This window comes from Streptomyces sp. NPDC040622, from assembly GCF_055593965.1.
This window is the reverse complement of the sequence record NZ_JBVIXD010000001.1, coordinates 438747-462505: the sequence shown is the minus strand read 5'-3', so window position 1 is coordinate 462505 and position 23759 is coordinate 438747. Positions and strand designations below refer to the sequence as shown.

The window sequence follows — 23759 nt, the reverse complement described above, 5'->3', positions numbered from 1 at the left end:
AGGGGGCCGTCGCGGACGGGGGGGTCCTGGTCCGCGACGGCCCGTGTCCCCCGTGCGGCGGCCCGTCAGGGAAGGGCCGCGGCACAGGGGTGTCCGGTGTCAGGAGCTCAGCTGTAGATGCCGAACTCGTAGAGGGAGTAGCCGTATCCGGTACCGCGGGCGGTGCCGTTGACGCGCACGTAGCGGCCGGTGCCGTTGACGTCGAAGTCGTCGATGCCGCCGTTGCCGTCGCGCACCTCGTGGACGGTCCGCCAGTTCTGTCCGTCGTCGGAGGTCTGGATCGTGTACGCCTTCGCGTACGAGGTCTCCCAGTTGAGCTGGACGTGCTTGAACGACCGGCTCGCGCCGAGGTCGACGCGGAGCCACTGGGGATCGCTCCAGTCGCTGGCCCAGCGGGTGGTGGTCTTGCCGTCGACGGCGCCCGCAGGGGTGCAGGGGCAGTCGCCCCCGCCCGGCTGGTAGGAGGAGGCCGTCGCGGTCTTGCCGAGCGCGATGTTCGTGCCGTTGACCGGCGGGGGTACCACGCGCACCGAGCGGGTCTCGACGCCCACGTTGCCCTTGCCGTCGGTGACCTTGACGTAGATCTTCCAGACGCCGGTCCTGTCGGGTGCGGCGACCTTCAGACGGCCGGATCCCTCGTGCGTGAAGCGCAGGGGGCTGAGGTTCTTGTCCTTGTCGATGTACATGCTGTTGCCGAGGACTTCGTAGCTCAGCGGGTCCCCGTCGGGGTCGGTCGTCTTCGTGGTGAGGGTGAGCGTGCCGCCCGCGGGGACCTTGGACGCGTCCCCTTCGACGTTCATCTCGGAGATGACGGGCGGCGTGTTGTCGCGCGAGGTGTCCGCGCCGTACGCCTTCTTCACCGCGTAGTACGAGAGCCGCTTCTGTCCCGCGGGCAGGAGGTTGAACCAGATGCCGCCGAAGTCGTACTCGGTGCCGTAGTGGAACATCGTCGCGCCGAGCGCGACCCCCTTGTGCCCGGTGACGCAGTTCCAGGCCTTGGTGTAGCCCTCGGCCTTGGCGCGGTCGGTGGGCTCGGTGGGGGCTCCGTTGGCGTCGTCGGGGACCTCCCACTCCCCCGCGGGTCCCGTCTCGGTGACGATGTAGGGCTTGGTGTAACCGCCCTGCTCCCAGGTGGACTTGATGTCGCACACCGCGTGGTAGGAGTTCACGGCGTACAGGTCGAGGTCGGGGGCGTTCTTCTTGTAGTAGGGCCAGGCACCGGTCCACGCGTCGGTCGAGGTGACGGGGTGGTTGGGGTCGACGGAGTGGATCTTCTTGGCGATGTCGTTCACGAAGGTGGTGTAGGCGTCGCGCTGGCGCTCCAGCTCAGCTCCGGTGTAGCAGTTCTGCAGACCGAGCACCGACTCGTTGCCGACGTTCCACATCAGGACGCCGGGGTGGTCCTTGTAGGTCTGCACCCACTTGGGGAACTCCTCCAGCATCTGGCTCTTGTACGAGGTGTCGGTCAGGTAGTTGACGCAGCCGCCGCTGCCGGGGCCGCCGCCCGGCTGCAGCCAGAAGCCGGCGATCACCTTGACCCCGTTGGCGGAGGCCGAGTCGAACAGGGGCTTGCTGGAGGCGTCGGTGCCCCAGGTGCGGATCGTGTTGACGCCCATGGACTTGACGTCGGGCATGTACTTGTCGGCGTCGGCGACGGAAGGACCCCAGGTCAGTCCCTTGACCTGGTAGGGGGAACCGTTCACGGACAACTGCCAGTTGCCCTGGGAGCCGGTCACCTTGACCACGTTGCCGGCGGCTCCGGCCTGCTGGGCGGGGAGCGCGAGGGCGCCGCCGGCGAGCAGCGCGACGGTGAGCGGTACGGCCAGGCGTCTGGCGGCCGGCCGGGCTGCGTGGGCTGGGGGCATGCGGGGGTCTCCTGTGGGGGTGGGGTGAGGGGGTGGGCGCGCCGCGGTGCGCCGGCGCGGGGGGGCACTCCGGGGTGGGCAGGGGGGAGCCTTCCCACCCCGGGTGCGGGGCCGGGCGAAGGTCACCGCGCCCGGGACTCGGGGCGGGGGCCCGCCGTTCAGGAAGGGACGGTCACGGCAGCTCGTAGTTCTCGTCGAGCGCCGCGCCGGCCTCGGGGTGGGTCTCGTCGTAGCCGCGGGCGTTGCACTGCAGTCCGCCGACGACACAGTGGTCGACCAGCGCCTTGAGCGTCGGGGCGTCCCACGCGTTGAAGAAGTCGTAGTGGAACGAGTGGCCCTCGCCGCTCGCCAGCCGCACCTGTGAGAGGTCACCGTTGACGGGCCACGCCATCTTGAACTCGATCATGGGCAGCGCCACCGGGTGGGACGACGGGCAGACGTTGTCGTTGGTGCCGGGTTTCACCGTCGGGTAGGACATGTGGCTCTGGTGATCCGGCGTGTCCAGGTGCTTGCCGTCCCAGCAACTGGGCGCCTGGAAACGGATGTTGAGCTGGGTGTCCGCCGAGGTGGGGCAGTTCTTGGGGATGTCGACGTTGAAGTAGCTCTCGCCGCACTCCCAGCCCTCCACGAACCCGGGGTGGCGGCGGAACTCCTCCGCGCTCTGCATCGGGCTGCCGACGACGTAACGCAGCCCTTCGGGGAAGGGGCGCACGCTGGTGTAGTCGGTGACGCCGGCCTTGTAGTAGATGACCTGCGGTCCGATGGGCCGCACCGGCTCGTTGCCCTTGAACAGGGTCGGCATCCAGTACGCCGACTTGTCGCCGGGCGCCTTGCAGGCCGTGTTGCCCCGCTTCAGGGAGTCGGTGGTGCTGTGGGCGTCGGTCGTCGTGTTGCCCATGAAGGTGTGGTCGTGCGACTTGCCCGGCTGCCCCGGGTAGACGATCGGGTCGTCCGGCCTGGTGTGGGTCACCGTGCAGTTGGCCTGGAACTCGTGGAAGTAGCGGTGGGGCGGCGCCTTCACCGACGGCTTGCCCGTGGTGAGCGGCGACGTCGCCGGGATGAAGCCGTCGCCGTCGCGGTCCTCCGCCGCGGCGACGGTGGATTTGGCCATGGTGTGGCCCTGGTGCGAGGCGTGTGCCTGGCCGGTGGCGGACACACCGGCCCGCGCCGGGGCGTTGTCGGCGCCCGATGCCATCCCCGCGACCCCCAGTGAGGTCACCAGGAGCGCGCCGGACATCAGTAACCCTGAGATGATCTTCGATCTCCGTGCCATGGAGACCTCCTGCCACGTCAGTACGGACTGCGGTGGGGCGGGCGGCGCGGACGGGGACATACCGTCGGCCACCGCTCGCTGGACATGGATTCCCCTGGGGGAACCGTGGGGAGAGCGAGGAGAGAGATTCGCGAGAGGTCCGGGAGAGCGCTCTCCCGTTTCCGGAGTGTTGCGGCCCCGGCGCGAGCGTGTCAATAGAAAGTGAACGCGCGACCGTGCCGTCACCCCGTGGCGCGGAGCCCTCCCCTCGGCTCTTCAAGCCGCCGCCATCACCTAGCAACTGCCGCCATGCATACGTTTTTTGAAGCTTCATCAGCGAGAACACCGGTTACTGCAGAGCTACCTCTTGACTCGCTCTTCACTCGGATGAACTATTCCCGGTCAAGAGAGCGCTCCCCCAGCTCCTGAACGTTCACTTCCTGAAACAGGAGAGCCGCATGCCATCCACCCCCACGCGCCGCACCGTTCTGGGTGCGATCGCCGCTTCCGCAGCCGCCGCGGGCCTCGCGTCCACCGCCGCGCCGGCCTCGGCCCGTACCCCGGGAGCAGCCCGGCTTCCCGGCGGCGGCGACCTCGGCCCGAACGTGATCGTGTTCTCCCCTTCCACCTCCGGCATCCAGGCCAGACTCGACCAGATCTTCAAGCAGCAGGAGAGCGCGCAGTTCGGCACCGGGCGCTACGCCCTGCTGTTCAAGCCCGGCACGTACAACGGCCTCAACGCCCAACTCGGCTTCTACACCTCGATCGCCGGCCTCGGCCTGTCCCCCGACGACACCACGATCAACGGTGACGTGACGGTCGACGCCGGCTGGTTCAACGGCAACGCGACCCAGAACTTCTGGCGTTCCGCGGAAAACCTCGCGCTCGTCCCGGTCAACGGCACCAACCGGTGGGCCGTGGCGCAGGCGGCCCCGTTCCGCAGGATGCACATCAGGGGCGGCCTCAACCTCGCGCCCAACGGCTACGGCTGGGCCAGCGGCGGCTACATCGCCGACAGCCGCATCGACGGCAGCGTCGGTCCCTACTCGCAGCAGCAGTGGTACACCCGAGACAGCTCGGTGGGCGGCTGGGTCAACGCCGTCTGGAACATGGTGTTCTCGGGCGTGGAGGGCGCGCCGGGACAGAGCTTCCCGAACCCGCCGTACACGACGCTGCAGACCACACCGATCTCGCGCGAGAAGCCGTTCCTCTACCTCGACGGCGCCGACTACAAGGTGTTCCTGCCGGAGAAGCGAACCAACGCACGCGGCACGACCTGGGGCAACGGCACTCCGCGCGGCAAGTCCCTGCCGCTCACCCAGTTCTACGTCGCCAAGCCGGGCACCAGCGCCGCCACGATCAACCAGGCCCTGGCCCAGGGGCTCGACCTCCTGCTGACGCCGGGTATCTACCACCTCGACCGGGCCATCGAGGTGAACCGCGCCGACACCGTCGTGCTCGGTCTCGGCTACGCCACGCTCATTCCCGACGGCGGCGTGTCCGCGATGAAGGTCGCCGACGTGGACGGGGTGCGGCTCGCCGGCTTCCTCATCGACGCGGGCCCGGTCAACTCGCCGGTGCTGCTGCAGGTGGGCCCGCGGGGCGCCGGCCGGGACCACTCCGCCAACCCGGTCAGCGTCCAGGACGTCTTCATCAGGATCGGCGGCGCCGGGCCCGGCAAGGCCACGGTCAGCATGGAGGTCAACAGCCGCCACACGATCATCGACCACACCTGGGTGTGGCGCGCGGACCACGGTGCCGGAGTGGGCTGGGAGACCAACCGCGCGGACTACGGAGTGCGCGTCCACGGGGACGACGTACTGGCCACGGGGCTGTTCGTGGAACACTTCAACAAGTACGACGTGCAGTGGTTCGGCCAGCGGGGACGCACGATCTTCTTCCAGAACGAGAAGGCCTACGACGCCCCGAACCAGGCGGCGGTCCAGGACGGGAACGTCAAGGGCTTCGCCGCGTACAAGATCGACCCTTCGGTGACGTCCCACGAGGGCTGGGGTCTGGGCAGCTACTGCAACTACACCGCCGACCCGGGGATCCGCCAGGACCACGGATTCGCGGCGCCGAAGGTCGCCGGCGTCAAGTTCCACAACCTGCTCGTCGTCTCGCTCGGCGGCATGGGCCAGTACGAGCACGTCATCAACGACACGGGTGCTGCCACGTCAGGCACGTCGACCGTGCCGTCCACGGTGGTCTCCTACCCGTGACGTCGCGCGATCCGCGCAGCGGTGCGCTGCGCGGATCGCGGTCACGGATCACAGATCACGGATCACGGATCACGGTCACGGATCACGGACCGCGGCAGGCGTAGAACCTGAAGGCCGTTGCCGGGACGGCTAGTTGCCGATCTCGCGGTCCCAGTCCCGGTCGAGGTCCTTGTCGAACTTCTTCCCGCACGCGTTCCGGTCGTCCTGGCTCCTGGCGTCCCTCATGCAGTCCTTGAAGTCCTGCGTCGAGTCCGAGTTCAGGATCGATACGCCGAGGGCGATGATGAGCGAGGAGGCGATCAGTCCGAGCAGCCCGAGGACGGCACCGACGACCGCCATGCCGCGACCCGCGGCACGTCCCCGGCCCGCCTTGACCGCCGCGACGACGCCCAGGACCAGGGCGAGCAGCCCCAGCACGACGCCGCCCACCACGGTCCAGAACAGCACGCACGCGAGGATTCCCAGCACCAGCGCCGCGATGGCCAGGCCCCGGCCGCCGCCCGCTCGTGGCGGCGGCGCGGGCGGGCGCTGCTGCCATCCCTGGGGGTTCGGTCCGTCATACGCCGCCATGGAGCTGCCCTCGACTTCCTGGTCCCGAGCCCGCCGTCGACGCGGGCCGCCGACTCCGGCCATCGTCACAGACCCTCCGGTGGGCCGCATCGGAGGACGGCGCGGATGTGCTCCGTTCGTGTGCACGGGGACCGGGGAGCGGTTCCGCTGAGCCGGAACACGCGACCCGTTACGGATGGAGCGTTATGGGTGGAGGGGTGCGGGTGAAGGGGTGCGGGCCTCGCCGCTCCGTCGTTCAGCGCTTCGCCAGGATCGCGTCGACCGTCTCGCCCAGCGTCTGCCCGGAGCTGTCGAACCACTCGCCCTCGCCCGCGAGTTCGCCCCGCATCGCCTCGTCCAGGAAGGACCAGTCGTCCGCGAGGACCTTGTCCCGCGCGGTCAGGCGCCGGGAGACGACGTCCATCGACGGGGCGAGCACGATCAGGCGCAGCGGGAGGCCCTTCAGCTGCTCCCGGTAGAACTCCAGGTGCGCGCGCCGGACCACCACGTCGTCGATGACCGACACGACACCCGCGGCGTGGAAGCTGCGCGCGAGGACCGCGCCGTTGCGGGCGCGCAGCAGCAGTTGGCGGTCTGCCTCCCGGTCCTCGTGCGGCTGGGGCAGCCGGCCGCCGGACAGGATCAGCTCCTGGAGATGGTCGCCCTCGATGTGCGCGCCGAGCGGGAAGCGCCGGGCGAGGGCCGCCGACACCGAACTCTTGCCGGACCCCGGTACACCGACGACGAGGAACACGTGCGGGGCCGGTTCGCCGTCGACGACCTGCCCCTGGAACGAGTTTTCCGGCATGCCTTCTCTGCTCCCTTTCGCCCGGTGGAACGGTGGATCGCAGGATGCTACATCCGGCGGACCACGCGCGCCGCCCCGAAACCGTGCGGATGCAACGCAGTGCGAACAAATGTGCTTCACGCCGCGCACACAATCTGCACCGCGATCTTTACCCAACGGTTGATTGATGTACCAAGTCCCAGCTCAGGGGCGTGAATTACTCAATCTTTGGCAAGTTTTTGCTCTGTCATCAGACAGTAATGCGATGGCAAAGTGGAGGTCACGTCGGCCTCTCAGGCTGTCACCGGGGGCGAGCACCGCCCGCTGCCCGGAACGGGACAACGTCGTCCCGCCGTCACCATCGACCCGACCACACCGCGTCCCGGCACCGCCGCAGTGACGCAGGAGGCAGGCCACCTTGAAGTCCCTGATCGACAACGCACGTTCGTTCGCGACGACACACGTCGCGGACCCCCGGAACGCCTCGGCCTTTGAAGCCCTCGGCGCCGGACAGTCACCCGAAGCCCTGTTCGTCACGTGTTCCGACTCGCGTGTCGTCCCGGCCCTGATCACCGGAGCCCGCCCCGGCGAGCTCTTCGAACTCCGCACGGCGGGCAACGTCGTCCCGCCCTACCCCTCGGGGGCACCCGCCGACGACGTCGGCCGGCCCATGAGCGAGGCGGCCACCATCGAGTACGCGGTCTGCGTGCTCGGTGTCCGCGACATCGTCGTCTGCGGACACTCCCACTGCGGCGCCGTCGGCGCACTGGTGCGCGGCGAGGACCTGTCGGCCGTGCCCGCCGTGCGCGACTGGCTGGAGCACTCCGTCGCCCCCGACGACGCCCTGCGCTCGCTCACACCGACCTCCCCCGACGTGGCGGAAGCCGTGCAGACGCACGTCCTGGCCCAGGTGGAGCGGTTGCGGGCCTACCCCTGCGTGCGGGAGCGGACCGACGACGGCTCGCTCACCCTGCACGCCTGGTACTACGAGGTCCACACGGGCACCGTCACCGCCCACCGGTCGGGCGACGGCCACCGGGCGTTCGGTCCGTTGTGAGGGCTGCCGCCACCCGCTGACCGGCCCGTTCCCACGACAGGACCCCCACCCTCATGTCCTCCCATCCCCCGCACCCCTCCCCCCTCGGCTCGCCCTTCCGCGCCCTGCGCGAACCGGGCGTGCTGCGCCGGGACATCCTCGCCTCACTCGTCGTCTTCCTCGTCGCGCTGCCGCTGTGCGTCGGCGTGGCCGTCGCCTCCGGCGTCCCCGCCGAGCTGGGCCTGGTCACCGGCATCGTCGGCGGCCTGGTCGTCGGCTGCCTGCCGGGCAGTGCCCTGCAGGTGAGCGGCCCCGCCGCCGGACTGACCGTGCTCGTCTTCGAGGCGGTGCGCGAGTTCGGGCTCCCCATGCTCGGCGCGATCGTCCTGCTCACCGGCGTGTTCCAGGTCGCACTCGGCCTGCTGCGCTGCGGCCGGTGGTTCCGCGCGATATCGGTCTCCGTCGTCCAGGGCATGCTGGCGGGCATCGGCCTCGTGCTGATCTTCGGCCAGCTCTACACGATGGCCGGGGCCAAGCAGCCGCTCTCCGGCATCGACAAGATCGCCGGACTGCCGGGCCTGCTCGTCGACACCGTGCAGGACACCACGGCGCTGACCGCCGCGGCCGTCGGTCTCGGCACCATCGCCGTACTCGTACTGTGGCCGAAGCTGCCCTCGGCGGTCCGTGTGGTGCCCGCCCCGCTGGCCGCCGTCGCCCTCGCCACCGCCGTCACCACGGGTTTCAGCCTCGACGTGGCGAACGTGTCGGTGCGCGGCATGGTCGACGCCATCCAGCCCCCGGGCCTCGGCGACCTGGCCGACCTCGGCAGCGTGGCGGTTCTCGGGACCGTTCTCGCGTTCACCCTGATCGCCTCCGCCGAGTCGCTGTTCAGCGCGGCGGCCGTGGACCGCATGCACGACGGTCCGCGCACGCAGTACGACAAGGAACTTCTCGCCCAAGGCGTCGGAAACACCGTGTGCGGAGTGCTCGGGGCCCTGCCGATGACCGCGGTCATCGTCCGCAGCTCCGCCAACGTCCAGGCCGGTGCACGCACGCCGCTCTCCCGGATCCTGCACGGCGTGTGGCTCCTGCTGTTCGCGGTGCTCCTGCCGGCCGCGCTCGGCATCATCCCGCTGGCGGCCCTCGCCGGCGTCCTGGTCCACGCGGGCTGCAAGCTGATCCCCGTCAAGGAGATCGTGCCGCTCGCCCGCGCCCACCGGGGCGAGGCGGTCATCCTCGCCGTCACGGCCATCGCGATCGTGGCCACCAACATGTTCGAGGGCGTGGTGCTCGGCCTCGTGCTCGCGGTGGCCAAGTCCGCCTGGGAGACCTCCCATGTCCACCTGGACGTACGGGAGTTGACCGACGGCCGGATGATCGTGACGCTCACGGGCAACGCCACCTTCCTGCGCCTCCCGCGCATCCTGGAGACGCTGGAGGCCATGCCCAAGGACCGGCCCATCGAGCTGGACCTGACGGCCGTCCGCCATCTGGACCACGCCTGCCGCACCACGCTGGAGAACTGGGCGTTGCGGCACAACGACAGCGATACGGAAGCCGTACGGATGAAGACGGCCCCGGTGGCCGGGTCCTGACGGACCCCCGTACCGGTCACGGCTCATCGTTGTCCCAGCTCCGGGTGGCGGGCACCGACGCTCGTCACCCGGTGATCCCACCCCCTCACTCGGCACAGTGTGCCGACCGATCATGGAGGTTTCACCATGGAACAGCTCATCAAGCGCATGACGGAGGAGTCCGTGTGGCGCAAGTGGGTCGCCGCCAACTCGGCCCAGGGCACGAAGGAAGGCTGCATCAGCGCCACGCCGAAGAGCGGCTGCATCAGCGCGACCGGCAAGACCGGCTGTATCTCCTGATGCACTGACCCGGCGGGGCGGTGGGGGCGGCTTCTTCCGTCCCCACCGCCCCGGCCCTCACTCCCCCGCCCCCTGCCCCGCACCGGAGCCCCCTTGAACCGCCTGCCGAGCGCCGACGTCCTGGACCAGGTCCGGGACATCCCCCTCTACCGCGCGTCGATCGAGCGCGGCGACTTCCCGATTCTCGAGAAGCCGGAGATCGCCCGGGACTTCCCCGCCAACTGGATGACACCCGATCTCGAGCGTGCCCTGGAGACGGGCGATGCCGAGTTCGTGCTGTCCACCGGGACCAACCACGCCCGGATGCAGCTCATCCGGCCGCCGTACTTCCTGCTCCGCTCGTACTACCGCCTGTGGAGCGAGCACCCCGAACTCGGTGCCCTCTGGCACGCGGGAGGCCGGCGGATCTCGCTCACCACCGTTCTGGCCACCGAGCACGTCGCCCGCGTCAACGCCCGCAAGCCGGGCGCGACCCCGGGCGAACGCTGGCTGGACGAGCGGACGCTGTACCTCAACCGGCGGCTGGACCCCGCCGACTGGGACCGCGCCGAGGTCGAGCGGATGATCGCCGAGATGCGTGAGGTGAGCGCCGCGCACCCGGACGGCTCGTACCTCCTCGACTGTTCCGGCTACCACCTGGCGCACTTGGTCCGCAGGATCTCCGAGTGGGACCTGTGGGACCGCTTTCCCCGGCCGGCCGGGATCGTGCACGCCTACGAGTACACGCCGCTGAACGTCCGCGCGTATCTGCGCTCCCACTTCGACTGCCCGGTCGTCGACCTCTTCGGCAGCACGGAACTGGGCTACCTCTTCTACAGTGACGGCGACGGCGGCTACCGTCCCTATCTGCACGGCATGAGCGTGGAGTTGATCCCGGTGGAGCCGGGCAGCGGCATCCACAGCCTGATCGTCACCAGCGTCCGCAACCCGTACATGCCGCTGGTGCGCTACCGGTCGGGCGACTGCGTCCGTACCGGCGACGGCAGCACCGACCCGGAGCGGATCGTCTCCTTCTGCGGCCGCGAGAAGGAACTGCTGCCGACGCCCCGCGGCCCCCTCGCCCAGGCCGATCTCGACGCGCGGGTGGGTGCCGCGTCGCCGCGCGTCTTCCTGCACCAGCTGCACCTCCCCGGCGAGGGACAGGGCCTGCTCCGGTACACGACCTTCGACGGCACACCGCTCACCACCGCCGAGGAGAGCGAACTTGCCACCTCGGTAGGCGAGTTGACTGCCCGGTCCTGCCAGGTGGAGCACCAGAGCCACGTGCCCATCGGACGCTCCGGCAAGTACGCCTGGCTGACCACGCCGTAGCGACCGCCCCGGCGAACGCACCCCCGACAGGATCACGCCATGCACACACCCGCACCGCACGCCCCCTCCGCCACCGCCCTCGACACCGAACAGGGCCCTACCGCCGAGGCGTTGCTCGGCGCCACCCTGCACGACGAGGTGGTCCGGTACTTCGCCGCGAAACCCGACGCCCCGGCCGCCGCGGTCGTCACCCACCAGGTCCGCGAGTGCCTGCGCTACCTGTACCTGGTCTCCCGCCACCCCGACCGGCTCGGCGGCCTCTTCCTCCCCGTCGAGCAGGACATCGACGAGATCTGGCACTACCTCATCCTGCAGACCCGCGAGTACCAGGAGCTGTGCGAACAGCGACTGCCCGGCAGGCACTTCATCCACCACCGGAGCGTGTCCTACGACAGCTACCAGCAGGAGCCGGGGCGCGAGACGGCCGCGGAGGAGGCGCTGCGATGGATCCCGCTCTACACCGCGGCGTTCGGGCCCTACGACGAGGACGGCCTGCCCCACTGGACGGTCGTGCGGTTCCTGCACGACGAACTGGAGCTGTCACTGACGGAGATCGCGTCCCTGGCCGGCACCGCAGAAGGCTGAGTCCGCCCCGGGGCGGACTCAGCCCCGCCCCGGTCTCCGGTCCGGCCGTCCGCTCGCACAGCCACGACGTCGGCAGGAGTACGCGTGGTCCCCCTCGGGCGGCCGGCGGCCCGAGGCCGAGCAGGTGACAGCCGGTTCCGTCGGCCACGAATCCGCAGGGGCGACGAGCTGCCCCGCGCCCGGTCGTCGCGGGCCGCGGCGGACGAGGCGATGGAGAGACCCCCGACCCCACGCCACGCCGGCCTGGAGGTCAAGCAGGCTTGCTCCAGGCTCTGTTACCGCACCTCACCGCGGATCACGAGGTATGCCGTGCCGCTCGAAGGCGACCGGGCCGCCGCCCGCCCGCGGACAGGTGGACGGTAACGCCCGGCGCGCTCACCGTCAGGTCGGGCAGGCGCGGGACGAGCCGGCGCCTGAGGAGCGTCGGCCCGCAGGAGAGCGTGAACGGTCCGGCCGCACACCGCCGTGAGATCTGCCGGGCCGACGTGCCGATCCGGTCGAGTACGTCCCATCGCCCTCAAGGCGTACGCACCGCCCTCGACATCGCCGGGCGGGGGCGTCGCCGACCGCACCGGTCTGCTCACGGCGGTTGCGATCAGCCTCCGGGACGGCTGCTCCCGTGCGCCATGACGGCAACTCCCTTGCGTCACAACACCTTTGGCCACCACCCGCGCCATAGTAATGTGACATTTTACTGAGCGGTCTCCGTATCCCTACCGCCCTCCTCCGCCTCGCCCCGCCGTCCCGTAGTCCCCTCGCCTTCAGGGAGTCCTCGTGACCGATTCCGGCCCCCGCCCCACCACGGCGCTGCACACCGGCAGCCATGACCTGGCCATCTCCCCCGAGTTGTCCCGCTTCATGGCCGCGTCCTGGGCACCGTCACCCCTCCCGGACTCCGCACGGGCAGCCGCGTACGCCGTCACCCCGGCGCGCCGGGCCCGGCTCTCCGCCCGCTTCCCCGGTGAGCGGCTCATCGTCCCGGCGGGCGACCTCACCGTCCGCTCGAACGACTGCGACCACCGCTTCCGCCCACACAGCGCGTACGCCTGGCTGACCGGGCTCACCGGCGAGGACCAGGCAGGTGCCGTCCTGGTCCTGGAACCCTCGGGACCGCACGGACACGAGTCGGTGCTCCACCTCCGGCCGAGGTCCCCGCGCGTGGCCGGCGACGAGGAGTTCTACCGGGACCGGCGCTATGGCGAGTTCTGGGTCGGGCGCCGGCCCGACCTCGCCGAGGCGGAGCGGCTCACCGGCATCCGGTGCGCCCACCTGGACACCCTGGGCTCGCCGACCGGTCGTGATGCCACCAACGATCCCGAACTGGGTGCCGCGCTCTCCGAGTTGCGCCTGATCAAGGATGCCTGGGAGGTCGAGCAGTTGCAGGTGGCCGTCGACCACACCACCGCCGGTTTCGAGGACGTGGTCCGCGCCCTGCCGCGCGCGCTTGCCCACCCGCGCGGAGAGCGCTGGATCGAGGGGGTGTTCGGGCTGCGCGCCCGCGCGGAGGGCAACGGCACCGGCTACGAGACGATCGCGGCTTCCGGCGCCCACGCCTGCGTCCTGCACTGGATCCGCAACGACGGGCGGCTGAACCGCGACGAACTCCTGCTCCTGGACGCCGGCGTGGAGACGGACACCCTCTACACCGCCGACATCACCCGCACCCTGCCGCTGTCCGGCCGCTTCTCGCCGGTCCAGCGCCAGGTCTACGAGCTGGTGCTCGCCGCCCAGGAGGCGGGCATCGCGGCGCTGCGCCCCGGCGCCCGCTTCCGTGACTTCCACCGGGCGGCCATGCGCGTCGTCGCGGAGGGACTCGCCGACTGGGGCGTTCTCAAGGACCCGGAAGGCGACCTGTACCGCCGCTACACCCTGTGCGGCAGCGGCCACATGCTCGGGCTCGACGTCCACGACTGCGCCAGGGCGCGGGCCGAGACGTACCTGGACGGTGTCCTGGAGGAGGGTCAGGTCCTCACCGTGGAGCCCGGCCTCTACCTCCAGCCGGACGACGAGACGCTCCCCGCCGAGCTGCGCGGGATCGGGGTACGGATCGAGGACGACCTCGTCGTCACATCACAGGGCGCCCGGCTGATGTCGGGCGCCCTGCCGCGGACCGTCGCCGACATCGAGGAGTGGATGGGCGCGCTGCTCGACGGGGCCCTGTGACGTCAGGCCGCGTACCCCTTCGGCGGGATCAGGGTGGCGAGCTGGTCGAAGGAGAGCCAGTAGATCTGGTTGCCGCCGAAGGACGCGGGGTCGGCGATGAGGACCGTGCCGTTCGCGTCGTCGTACCCGATGACCGTGAAGTAGTGGTAGATCGTCTGGTCCGACGGGTAGCCGGGCGGCTGGTTGCCGGGCGGGGCCACGATGTTGGCCACCAGCGGGTAGTTGTTGTCGATGTCCAGGACGATGTCGCGCCACAGCAGGTCCTTCTGGGCCTGGGTGGGCGGGTCGTTCGGCATCTCCTTGGTCTCGTACCAGCCGGTGCCGAGGTTGGCGTTGAGCACGCCGGTCACCTGCCCGATGTGGTCGGTGCCCGCCTCGGTGGTGCCGAGCTGCGCGGCCAGGGATCCCTGGCTCGGCGGGGCGATGCGGGCGGACAGGGCGATACGGGTGGCGGCGGGACCGCACCAGTAACCGGTCTCCTGGACCTGGTAGTCGACCGGGAGCGTGTGCGTGCTCGCGGTCTGCGCACCGCCGATCCGCAGCCGCGTGCCCGGCTCGTTGTGGCCGCTGACGACGGCGGTGCCGGCGTGTGAGCCGTGTGCGAGCACGGAGACGCTCTTCCGGGGCGTGGGGTCCGTCTGGGCCGCGGCCGGGCAGGCGAGGGCGCCGACGGCGGCCACGGCGATAGCGGTGGCGACAAGTCTCTTACGCATACGGACTCCTGGGGTGCGTGGGGGCGCGGTGCGGGGGAACCGCGAGGGGGGATGCGCGTGCGAGAGCCCGCCAAGCATCGCTTCATGCCCATGACAGTCGCAACGGATGAAAGCCAGGGCTTACGGCCCGTCGCTCACCGCGGCCCGCGTGCACCGCCGCGCAACAGCGCACGCCCCTCCGCGGTCGCCACGTGGAAGGACCGTCCGGCCCGGCGCACCGTGGTCACCAGGCCCGCCGCGCGCAGCACCTTCACGTGCTGGCTGACGGCCGGATGCGTGACCGCGAGGAGGCGGGCGAGCTCGACGGTGGAGGCGCCGGTGCGGACCGCCCGGAGCACGGCGGCGCGCGTGTGCCCCATGAGCGGACCGAGGGCGTCGCCGCCCGGCCGGTCGGCGTGCGGGTCACCGATCCAGTCCGCCGCGTGGTCGATGGGGTACACCAGGACGGGAGGCAGTTCCCCGTCGGCCAGCGTGATGGGTGTGGGCCAGCAGAAGAACGACGGCTGCAGCATCAACCCGCGCCCGTCCAGCAGCAGTTCGTGCTCCACGGGATAGTCGGCCTCCAGCACCGGCGGCCGCCAGCGGAACCGTGGCCCGAGTCCCACGAGCAGGGCCTCGGTGCCGCCGTCGAGGAGGCTGTGCAGCCGCACGACGCGGTCGGCGTCGACGTGTGCGCGGATGCGCTGCCAGAACGGGGCGAGGGCCTCCCCGTGGTACGTCTGGAGGGCCCGCCCCAACTCCCGCAGGGCGTCCCGGTCCCCGCCCGCGAGCGACCGCGTCCAGCCGGGCAGCCGTCGGGCCGCGGCCACCCGCGTCAGATCGGCGCGAAGGCGCGGCCGGGGCGTGCTGACGAGGGTGTCGACGGCCGCCTGGAGCGACGCGCAGTCGCCGTGGGTGGGGGTGAGGAAGTCCGGTGAGTCACCCCGGGGCGGCAGCAGGGGCGCCAGGAGCCGGCTGCTGTCCGAGAGGCGCGGCAGCGCCCAGCGACGCCACTCGCCGAACACCCGCGCGCCGTCCCGCCGTTGGAGGGTCTGGACGCTGTTGGTGATCTCCCACAGATAGTCGGGCCCCGGGGCGACCCGCACCCGTGCGAGGTCCTGTGCCGTGAAGTGCACCCGCAACATGGCCTGCCCCTCCCCCTGTGCCCCTGCCCCGCCCCGCGGGCGCCCGCGTCCCGGCTAGTCCTGGTACACGCGGTCCGTGCCGGGACCGCCGGACAGGGTGTCGTTGCCCGGGCCGCCGTGCAGCAGGTCGTCACCGCTGTTGCCGTAGATGGTGTCGTCGCCCTCGGCGCCGTACAGCTTGTCGTTGCCGCGCCCGCCGAGGATCTTCTCCCCGTCGGCGCTGCCGTACACGGTGTCGTCGCCGTCGCCACCGGTCAAGGTGTGCCCGTCGGCACCGGCGACCGCGCGCAGGGTGTCGTTGCCCGGGCCGCCGTCGCAGTCGTAGCGGCAGCGGGTCAGCGTGTCGTTGCCCGGCCCCCCGAAGGAGCCCTCGCCGTACACGCCGCCGCCCGACTCGAGGCGGTCGGCGCCCTCGTCGCCGTGCTGGGCGACGCGGCCATCGCCCTTGAGGGTGTCGTTGCCCGAGCCGCCGTGGAACTGCAGGTAGGCCCGGTTCCCGGAGGCCACGGTGACCGTGTCGTCCTTGTCCCCGACGTGCACGGCGAGGGTGAACAGGTCGGATGCCCTGTCGCCGGGCTCGGAGATCGTGCAGGTGACGCGCGTCCGGTCGGCCCGGTCCGGATGGCTGCACTCCGGCCCGGTGGAGATCGCGACCCGGTCGTCGAGCGTGACGTCGAACACTCCGTGGTTCTCGTCGGTGGCGCGGTAGCGGGTCGAGACGGCCAGCTCGTTGGTCTGCCCGGCGGCGGCGTTGTACTCGAGCCGCGATCCGGAGACGGCTTCCACGGTCGCGGCCGGGGCGGCGGCCGGGGCGGCCAGGGACGGCGTGGCGGTGAGGGCGGTGACGGCCGCGGAGCAGACCAGCACGGCGGCGATGCCGAGCGGACGGGGACGCCGGAGGGGTAACGATCGAGCGAACATGCGTGGTTCTCCAAGGTAGTTCGGCGATGCGGTCGGCACCTCGGGTGCCGTCGGTGGTGGTCCCACCTCACCCGGGTCAGACGGTTCCCACGGGCCTCCGTTGCCCGGGGATACCACTTGTTCACCAGGGGTTCATCGCCGTACGACCGGGTGCCACGCGGTGTTCCCGCGCGGCTCGGCCGATCTTCACCCGGGGTATGCGGCCATCGGGGCGTGCTCCCGCGCCGGCCCCGCGCGGCACGGGAGTCTCGCGCTCTACCTGCCGGGCGCGTCGAACGTCCACGCGGCCCCGGTCCCCGGGCCGACGGTGAGCGTCGAGCGGCCGATCCGCTCCTCGTGGCGGTGCTTCGCGGCCTTGTTGAGCGAGAACCTGACCTCGCGGAGCCCGGACTCCTCGCGGGTCGCGGCGTCGAGCCGGATCGTGGTGCCGCCCCGCCGTGCGAGGGCACCGTCCCCCGGCAGGGACCGCACGTCGAACCCGCCGGCCCGCAGCAGCGGCACCGTGCTGGCGACGTCGCGGCGCGAGGCGGCGAGCCGCAGGTAGGTCACGTCACGCATCTGACGGTCGCGGTACTCGTCGTTCAGGTAGCGCTCACGCCCGACGTCGCCGGGGTGGGCGGCCGGCTCGGTCTTGCTCCGCGGGTCGGCGAAGTACTCCGGCCGGTACTCCATAGACCAGGCGCCGAAGGAGTCGTACTGGTCGGCGGCGATGACGAAGAAGCCGTCGAACCACGGCACCGGGACGCCGTCGCCGAAGTCGCGCGTCTGCAGGAAGTCGGCCGGGGTGACGCCCTGGTCCCGCACCCGCTCGCGGACCGTCGCGAGGTCACCCTCGCGCTCGACCGACAGACCCATTCCGGTGGCGCCGAAGTCGCCGTCCCTGCCGGGCAGGTCACCGACCCCGAACAGTTCGAGGTAGGTCTCACGGCCCATCAGGTAGCGGCCGGTCCAGGTCTGGCCGTCGGACCCGGTCGTGGTGCGGACCTGGAAGTTCGCGAACGTCCGCAGATAGTCGGAGTGCTCGATGGCGTCGGCGGTCTCCCGGTCGAGGACACCGTAGGCGTGGTTGTAGTACAGCAGTTGCCGATCGGAGGAGGGACGGCTCCCGCCGTCCGGCGACGCCCACGCACTGCCCTCGACCGCCCACACGAGGGCGGCGGCGAGGGCCACGACGAGGGCCATGACCAAACGCGACTTCCGGCGCAGCAGCATGCAGGCGATCGTAGGACGGGCAGGCCCGCGGACGCTGCCAGTCCGGGGAGGGCGGCGCGAGAAAGTTCGTCCCGGACGCCCGTGCCATGACGCACGGGGATACGGGCCGGCGGCGGACGATTTCGTTCCTGCCCGGACCGTGGGGTACAGTCGATCTTGAGCGCGCCGCCGAAGTACCGGTAGCGGGCCCGGCGTTGGTGGTCCAAGGAAAGGCGCCCCACTTCCTGTGGGGAGATGCAGGTGCAAGGCCTGCCCAGCGCTCTTGAGAGAAGGCCCGGACTCCTCAGGGAGTCCGGGCCTTCCGCTGTTCTCGTCAGCGCAGCAGACCCGCCCGGCCCGACCTCGCCGTGGAGACGAGCTCGGCCACCGTGGCGAGTTTGACGCGCGGGCGGCCCGCGCTGCGGCCGCGCGTGACCTCGGCCCGTTCGATGGCGGCCAGGCCGCGCGCGTCGACCACCTGCCGGTTGCGTCGACGGGCGAGGCGGTGGAAGGCCCTGGTCGCGTGGCGCGGGGCGGGCAGCGCGCCCGCGACCGCGTCGGCCAGCAGGGTGGAGACGGTCTCGGCGGCGCAGGTGCGGTTGGCGCCGATGCCGCCGCTGGGGCCGCGTTTGATCCAGCCCACGACATAGGTGCCCGGCCGTCCTTCGACCCGCCCGCCCTCGTGGGGCACGGTGCCGTCGGCCTCGTCGAAGGGCAGCCCCGCGACGGGCACACCGCGGTAGCCGATCGCGCGCAGCAGCAGGCCCATCGGCAGCGTCCGCTCCCCCGCGTCCGTCGTCACGCGCACGGCGTCCACGCGCTCCGTGCCGAGGACTTCGACGGGTTCGCAGTGGAAGCGCAGCACGATCCTGCGGCCCGGCGCGGGGGGCCGCTCCCCGTCGGCCCGTGTGCGGGTGACACCCCGCAGCACCGCGGCCTTGCTCCGGGGAACGGCGTCGTCGACGGCCCGCCCGACGCGCGGGTCGTGGTCGTCGACGACGAGGTCGACGCCCGGCAGGTGCTTGAGGGCGAGCAGCTCGGACCTGGTGTAGGCGGCGTCCTCGGGTCCGCGGCGGGCGAGCAGCACCACTTCGCGCACCTTGCTCTCGCGCAGCGCCACCAGCGCGTGGTCGGCGATGTCGGTGCGGGCCAGGGTGTCGGGGTCGGCGAGCAGGATCCTGGCGACGTCCAGGGCCACGTTGCCGTTGCCGACGACGACCGCGCGCTCCGCCGACAGGTCGATGCCGTCCGGCGCCGCGTCCGGGTGGGCGTTGTACCAGGCGACGAACGCCGTCGCGGAGATGCTGCCGGGAAGTTCCTCGCCCGGGATCGTCAGGCGGCGGTCGGCGGAGGCGCCCACGGCGTAGATCACCGCGTCGTGGTGGGCGGCGATCTCTTCCGGGGTGACGTCCGTGCCCACGTCGAGGCCCAGGTGCATCCGCACCCTCGGGTGCGCGTGGAAGCGCGCGAAGGTGTCGCCGACCTTCTTGGTCGCGGGGTGGTCCGGTGCCACGCCGTAGCGTACGAGGCCTCCCGCGACCGGCAGCCGGTCGATCAGGGTCACCTCGGTGCTGGTGTGCAGGAGCAGGTCCTGCACGGCGTACATCCCGGCGGGGCCCGTGCCGACGACGGCGACCTTCAGGGGCGCGAAGTCCGCGGGCAGGACGCGGGGGAAGTCCGGCTCGCCCCAGGTGTGGAAGTTCGGTCCCCGAGAAGCGGGCCCGCCCGTCCCGACGGCCGCGTCGGCCCCCGCGTCGCCTTCGTAGTACGCCGCGTTGATCCCGGCGTACTCCTTCTGCGCGAGCGGCAGGCTGTCCACGGGGAAGATCGCGTCGACGGGGCAGGCGTCGGCGCAGGCGCCGCAGGCGATGCATGTCCGCGGGTCGATGTGCAGCATCTCCGTGCTGCCGAACGCCCGCTCCTGCGGGGTGGGATGGATGCAGTTGACCGGGCACACGGCGACGCAGGTGGCGTCGTTGCAACAGGTCTGGGTGATGGCGTAGGTCATGGTCCGTCGGCTCAGCTCGGGCTCGGATCCGTCGCGGCGGATCGGATCGGTCGGATCAGGTGGTGCGCCGCGCTCAGATGAGGTGGGCGCGCTTGTAGAACACCAGGGCCGGCTTGGTGAGCAGGCCGCACGAGGCCAGGAACTCCATGAGGCCCGAACAGCTGGACCGCATCATGGACTTGTGGTGCTCGTTCGCCTTCGCCTCGGCGAGCGCGCGCTCCTCGTCGAGTCCGGCGTTCGCGTACACCTTGCGGTTCACCATGCTGGTGACGATGACGTACGACGCGATCGCGATGATGAGGGCGTTGATCTGGCGGCGTGCCCGGCCCGCGCCCGCCAGCCGCTTGCGCGTCTGGTCGCGGGCGAACTTCATGTGCCGCGACTCCTCGACGACGTGGATGTTGTTGATGGTGCGGACGAAGGGCACCACCCGCTCGTCGCGCATCCAGTCGCGCTGCATGACGTCGAGGACCTCTTCGGCCACGAGGATCGCGGCGTACGCGGCCTCGCCGAAGGCGACGGACTTGAAGACCCTGCCGAGTTCGGCCGCGAACCGGTGCGGCCGGTAGGCGGGGGCACCGAGCTTCTCGGCGCCGCGGGCGAACATGATGGAGTGGCGGCACTCCTCGGCGATCTCGGTGAGCGCCCACTGGACCTCGGTGCTCGTCGGGTCCTTGGCGTAGACGTCGCGCAGCACCATCTGCTGCAGGATCATCTCGAACCAGATGCCCGTGCTGGCCACCGAGGCGGCCTCCTGCCGGGTCAGCTCCTTCTGCTGCGCCTCGGTCATGTCCTGCCAGTAGGCGGTGCCGTAGAGCGTGCTCCACTCCGGGCTCGCGCCGTGGAAGTCGCGGTCCAGCGGCGTCTCCCAGTCGACCTCGGTGGCCGGGTCGTACGCCAGCACGGCGGCCGAGTCCAACAGCCGCCGGGCCACATCGCCCTCCGGGGACTCGCCTTCCGTGCTCGGCCGAACAGTGCTGCTTGCCATGCTGCGGCTCCTTGGCTCCAGACGTCCAGGCAGCGGGCACGGCGCCTTGTCGCACGGCAGGCCGCGACCCCCTTGTTAGACGGAATGTATAACAAGGGGGTCGGGTGCGCCTACCCTCGAGTAAGTACGAGATTGAACGGCGCAGGTGGGTCCGGGTACCGGCGGTCAGCTGCTCGTCGCGGGCCACCGGATCTGCGTGCTGCACGCGGAGACGATCAGGGCCGAGGCGGCGACGGCGGCCAGGCCCCAGACGAGACTGCTCGCGTTCGCGATGAACCCGATGAGCGGCGGACCCGCCAGCAGGCCCGTCGTCCCCATGGCGGCGACCAGGGTCAGCGAGTCCGAACCCTGCCCGGCCGCGGCCACGTAGACGCACGGGGTGACGGCCGCGATGCCGAGACCGACACAGGCGAAGCCGAGCAGCGCGGGGACGAGGCCGCCGCTGAGCAGGGCCAGGGCCAGACCCGCGCCGGCCAGTACGCTGCCGGTCAGCACGATGCGGCCGTCGCCCCAGCGGCTGCGCCACCCGTCGGCGAAGAGGCGGGCGATGAGCATCATCCCGGAGACGACGGCGATGCCCAGCGGCGCCACTTCGGCGGACGCCTCGGCCACGTCCTCCAGGTAGAGCGCCGACCAGTCGTTCATGGCGCCCTCGGTCACCGTGCCGAACGCCATGGCGACGCACATCCACAGCGTCACGCGGGAGGGCAGGGCCCACTTGGCGCCCTTCTTCGGCGCCGCCGGCTTCTCCTCGGCGTCCGCCGTCCCGGCCGTCTCGGCCGGGTTCTCCGGCAGAAGTCCCGTTCGCGCGTACGCCGTCAGCAGGAGCAGCAGAGCCGCCGCCGCCGCGAAGTGCACGGCGACCGACGAGGTGGCCGCGTGCATGCCGGAGGCGAGCAGCGCCGCGAGCAGCGAGCCGCCGCTGAACGTGGCGTGCAGCCGGGCCATGGCGTTGCGCTCGAAGCGCTTCTCCAGCTCGGCGCCCTGCGCGTTCATGGCCACGTTCAGACAGCCCACGAGGACCCCGTCGACGCACATGACGAGAAGCGCGACCGGGTAGCTGGGCGCCGCGGCGAGCGCCGGGAGCACCAGGGCCAGACAGAGCGCCGACAGGAGCGCGAGGCGCTGCGAGCCGAGGCGCCGCATCAGGGCCGCCACCAGCGGGAACGACACGGCCGCGCCGATGCCGGCGGCCATCAGGAGCACACCGACCTCCGCCGCGGTCAGGTCGAGGTCCGACTTGATGGCGGGGATCCGCGCGGCCCAGGTGGCGTACTGGAAGCCCAGCGCGCAGAACAGCGCCGCGATGGCCAACTGGCCGCGGTGGAAAGGATCACGCAACCGGAGCACCCGTATCAGCCCACTTCTCTGTATCTCTTGCTGTGTTTCTTGCCGCATCACTTGCTGGCTCCGTGCCGGGGGCGGTGTCGCCGCGGTGTGCCGGCGGGCCGGGGTGCACCGCCCGGGACATGTACACGGCCGTCGGTCCGTAGCCGGCCGGCGGCGGGCCCCCGGTGCGGGCGGTGAAGCCCCGGCCCGCCCAGAAGGTCTCGCTGCCGCCGACCGCGACCAGGGAGATCTGCTCGTACCCGTGCGAACGGGCCGTCGCGGTGAGGCGGTTCAGGAGGTGGCGGCCCAGCCCTCTGTGCCGCAGTTGTTCTGCGACGACGATGTCGTGGAGGTGGAGGTTGCGCGAAGGGGCGGCCGCGGCCTGCTCGGTCCCGTTCAGTTCCGGGTACGCGGACTCCGGGTAGGGCAGAGCGAGCAGGTAGCCCGCCAGCCGGCCTTCCAGGTCCAGCGCGAAGCAGGTCCCGGGTGAGGCGTGCACCCGGGACTCCAGCGCGGCGCGCCCCTCCGACAGGCCGAGCGGCGTGTAGGCGCGGGACTCCAGCGCCACGATGCCGTCCCAGTCCCCGTCGGCGATGCGGCGTACGCGTATCTCCTCGGTCATGCGCCCTCGCCGTCGATCAAGGTGTACGGCAGCGGGCTGAAGCCGTTGAAGCCCTGCGTCATGTAGCTGGTCGCGTAGGCGCCGCTGGAGAGCACCCAGACGGGGTCGCCCGAGGCGAGCTCCTTGGGTACCCGCACCAGGCCGTCCTCGTGGGAGTAGGCGTCGTCGCTGTCGCAGGTGGGGCCCGCCACCACGGCCGGCACGGACTCGGCGCCGGGGTGCGAGGGGAAGACCAGGCGGTACTGCAACTGGTCCATCTCGTAGAGCCCGTTGAACTTGCCGCAGCTCAGGTAGAGCCAGTACTGGCGCTCGCCGTCCGGCGTGCGGCGCGCGGAGAGCCGGGAGACGTGCGCGCGGATGGCGCCGTGGTCGGCGGTGAGGAAGCGGCCCGGTTCGATGACGTAGCCGAGCCGGTGGCCGGGGATACCGTCCAGGCGTGCCATGCCCTCGCGGATGACGGTGAAGATCTTGTCCATCGGCGGGTCGAGCCGCCTGCCGTGCTTGTCGCGGTAACCGCGCGCGGGCAGGCCGCCGCCGAGGTTGACGTGGTCCAGGGCGATCCCGCGCCCGGCGAGCGCGGTCAGCACGTCGGCGATGCGGTCGAAGGCGCCGTGCCAGGCGTCGGCCGTCATCTGCTGGGAGCCCACGTGCACGGAGAGTCCCGCGGGCACCAGGCCCAGCTCGCGCGCCGTCTCCAGGATCGCCACGGCGTCCTCGGGCGAGCAGCCGTACTTGTTGCTGAGCCCCCAGAGCGCACCGTCGCCGGTGGTCGCGAGCCGGCAGAACACGCGGCTGCCCGGGGCGTGCGCCGCGACCGCCCTGACGTCCTCCAGGGAGTCGGTCGCGAAGTCCCGGATGCCCAGCCGGAACGCGTCGGCGATGTTCCGGTCGGACTTGACGGTGTTGCCGTAGTGCATCCGCTCCAGCGGCACTCCGGCCGCGAGGGCCTGCTCCACCTCTTTGGGGCTGGCCGCGTCGACTCCGCTGCCGATGCTCGCCAGGCGGGCGAGGACCTCGTCCACCGGACAGGCCTTCATGGCGAAGCGGACGGCGACCGAGGGCAGTTCGCGGCGCAGGTCCGCGTAGCACTCCTCGATGCCGGGCAGGTCGAAGACGATGCGGTCCTCGGGGGCGGCGGCCAGGGCGGCCAGGAGCGGGGCGCTGTCGATGCCCGCCTCCGGCCGCGCCGCGTCCGCGACGTGCGGCTCGTGCGTCATGG

At 71.4% G+C, this 23759-nt stretch carries 20 protein-coding genes; 7 read left to right on the top strand and 13 right to left on the bottom strand.

Translation table 11 applies throughout. The features are described 5' to 3' along the window. Positions 1–107: 107 nt before the first annotated feature. The gene (locus tag ACZ592_RS02125; RefSeq protein ID WP_471579555.1) at positions 108–1865 is read right to left on the bottom strand and encodes a discoidin domain-containing protein; all 1758 of its coding nucleotides are present in this window, start codon (positions 1863–1865) and stop codon (positions 108–110) included. 172 nt (positions 1866–2037) lie between these two features. Then, positions 2038–3138, bottom strand: coding sequence for a DUF1996 domain-containing protein (locus tag ACZ592_RS02120; RefSeq protein ID WP_471579554.1), 1101 nt, complete (start codon positions 3136–3138; stop codon positions 2038–2040). A gap of 437 nt (positions 3139–3575) precedes the next feature. On the opposite strand from ACZ592_RS02120, the gene ACZ592_RS02115 reads away from it, so the two are divergent. Further along, entirely contained in the window at positions 3576–5339 is a 1764-nt protein-coding gene (locus tag ACZ592_RS02115; RefSeq protein WP_471579553.1) for a coagulation factor 5/8 type domain-containing protein, read from the top strand. A gap of 129 nt (positions 5340–5468) precedes the next feature. Here ACZ592_RS02115 and ACZ592_RS02110 read toward each other — a convergent pair whose 3' ends face one another. Further along, positions 5469–5909, bottom strand: a complete 441-nt coding sequence (locus ACZ592_RS02110; RefSeq protein ID WP_471579552.1) for a DUF4190 domain-containing protein — start codon at positions 5907–5909, stop codon at positions 5469–5471. Positions 5910–6144: 235 nt separating this feature from the next. Continuing rightward, on the bottom strand, positions 6145–6696 hold the full coding sequence (locus ACZ592_RS02105) for an AAA family ATPase (RefSeq protein ID WP_471579551.1): 552 nt from the start codon (positions 6694–6696) through the stop codon (positions 6145–6147). Between the two features lie 397 nt (positions 6697–7093). On the opposite strand from ACZ592_RS02105, the gene ACZ592_RS02100 reads away from it, so the two are divergent. From ACZ592_RS02100 to ACZ592_RS02075, 6 genes are all read left to right on the top strand, one after another. Beyond that, positions 7094–7732, top strand: a complete 639-nt coding sequence (locus ACZ592_RS02100; RefSeq protein ID WP_471579550.1) for a carbonic anhydrase — start codon at positions 7094–7096, stop codon at positions 7730–7732. A gap of 53 nt (positions 7733–7785) precedes the next feature. Next, positions 7786–9306 (top strand): SulP family inorganic anion transporter, encoded by a 1521-nt coding sequence (locus ACZ592_RS02095; protein ID WP_471579549.1) that lies wholly within the window; start codon positions 7786–7788, stop codon positions 9304–9306. A gap of 126 nt (positions 9307–9432) precedes the next feature. After that, a complete protein-coding gene (locus ACZ592_RS02090) occupies positions 9433–9585 on the top strand; it encodes a hypothetical protein (protein WP_471579548.1) in 153 nt (50 codons plus the stop codon). A 93-nt stretch (positions 9586–9678) separates the two neighbouring features. Beyond that, the gene (locus ACZ592_RS02085) at positions 9679–10896 is read left to right on the top strand and encodes a hypothetical protein (protein ID WP_471579547.1); all 1218 of its coding nucleotides are present in this window, start codon (positions 9679–9681) and stop codon (positions 10894–10896) included. Positions 10897–10935: 39 nt separating this feature from the next. Next, entirely contained in the window at positions 10936–11481 is a 546-nt protein-coding gene (locus ACZ592_RS02080; protein WP_471579546.1) for a glycine-rich domain-containing protein, read from the top strand. A gap of 774 nt (positions 11482–12255) precedes the next feature. Beyond that, entirely contained in the window at positions 12256–13644 is a 1389-nt protein-coding gene (locus tag ACZ592_RS02075) for an aminopeptidase P family protein (RefSeq protein ID WP_471579545.1), read from the top strand. 2 nt (positions 13645–13646) lie between these two features. Here the strand turns inward: ACZ592_RS02075 and ACZ592_RS02070 are convergent, their stop codons facing one another. The 9 genes from ACZ592_RS02070 to ACZ592_RS02030 form a co-directional block, all read right to left on the bottom strand. Continuing rightward, positions 13647–14357 carry a C39 family peptidase gene (locus tag ACZ592_RS02070; protein WP_471579544.1) on the bottom strand — a complete coding sequence of 237 codons (711 nt, stop codon included), beginning with the start codon at positions 14355–14357 and terminating at the stop codon, positions 13647–13649. 134 nt (positions 14358–14491) lie between these two features. Continuing rightward, entirely contained in the window at positions 14492–15481 is a 990-nt protein-coding gene (locus ACZ592_RS02065) for an ArsR/SmtB family transcription factor (RefSeq protein ID WP_471579543.1), read from the bottom strand. A gap of 54 nt (positions 15482–15535) precedes the next feature. Then, positions 15536–16402, bottom strand: coding sequence for a calcium-binding protein (locus ACZ592_RS02060; protein WP_471579542.1), 867 nt, complete (start codon positions 16400–16402; stop codon positions 15536–15538). A gap of 255 nt (positions 16403–16657) precedes the next feature. After that, the gene (locus tag ACZ592_RS02055) at positions 16658–17614 is read right to left on the bottom strand and encodes a DUF5829 family protein (RefSeq protein WP_471579541.1); all 957 of its coding nucleotides are present in this window, start codon (positions 17612–17614) and stop codon (positions 16658–16660) included. 313 nt (positions 17615–17927) lie between these two features. Beyond that, positions 17928–19601 carry an FAD-dependent oxidoreductase gene (locus ACZ592_RS02050; protein ID WP_471579540.1) on the bottom strand — a complete coding sequence of 558 codons (1674 nt, stop codon included), beginning with the start codon at positions 19599–19601 and terminating at the stop codon, positions 17928–17930. Positions 19602–19674: 73 nt separating this feature from the next. Continuing rightward, a complete protein-coding gene (locus ACZ592_RS02045) occupies positions 19675–20589 on the bottom strand; it encodes an AurF N-oxygenase family protein (protein ID WP_471579539.1) in 915 nt (304 codons plus the stop codon). Positions 20590–20754: 165 nt separating this feature from the next. Next, positions 20755–21939, bottom strand: a complete 1185-nt coding sequence (locus ACZ592_RS02040) for an MFS transporter (RefSeq protein WP_471579538.1) — start codon at positions 21937–21939, stop codon at positions 20755–20757. Further along, positions 21923–22540, bottom strand: coding sequence for a GNAT family N-acetyltransferase (locus ACZ592_RS02035; protein WP_471579537.1), 618 nt, complete (start codon positions 22538–22540; stop codon positions 21923–21925). Before ACZ592_RS02035 ends, ACZ592_RS02040 begins: the two co-directional genes overlap by 17 nt. Further along, complete coding sequence (locus ACZ592_RS02030) at positions 22537–23757, bottom strand: type III PLP-dependent enzyme (protein WP_471579993.1); 1221 nt, start codon at positions 23755–23757, stop codon at positions 22537–22539. Before ACZ592_RS02030 ends, ACZ592_RS02035 begins: the two co-directional genes overlap by 4 nt. Positions 23758–23759 lie beyond the last annotated feature (2 nt).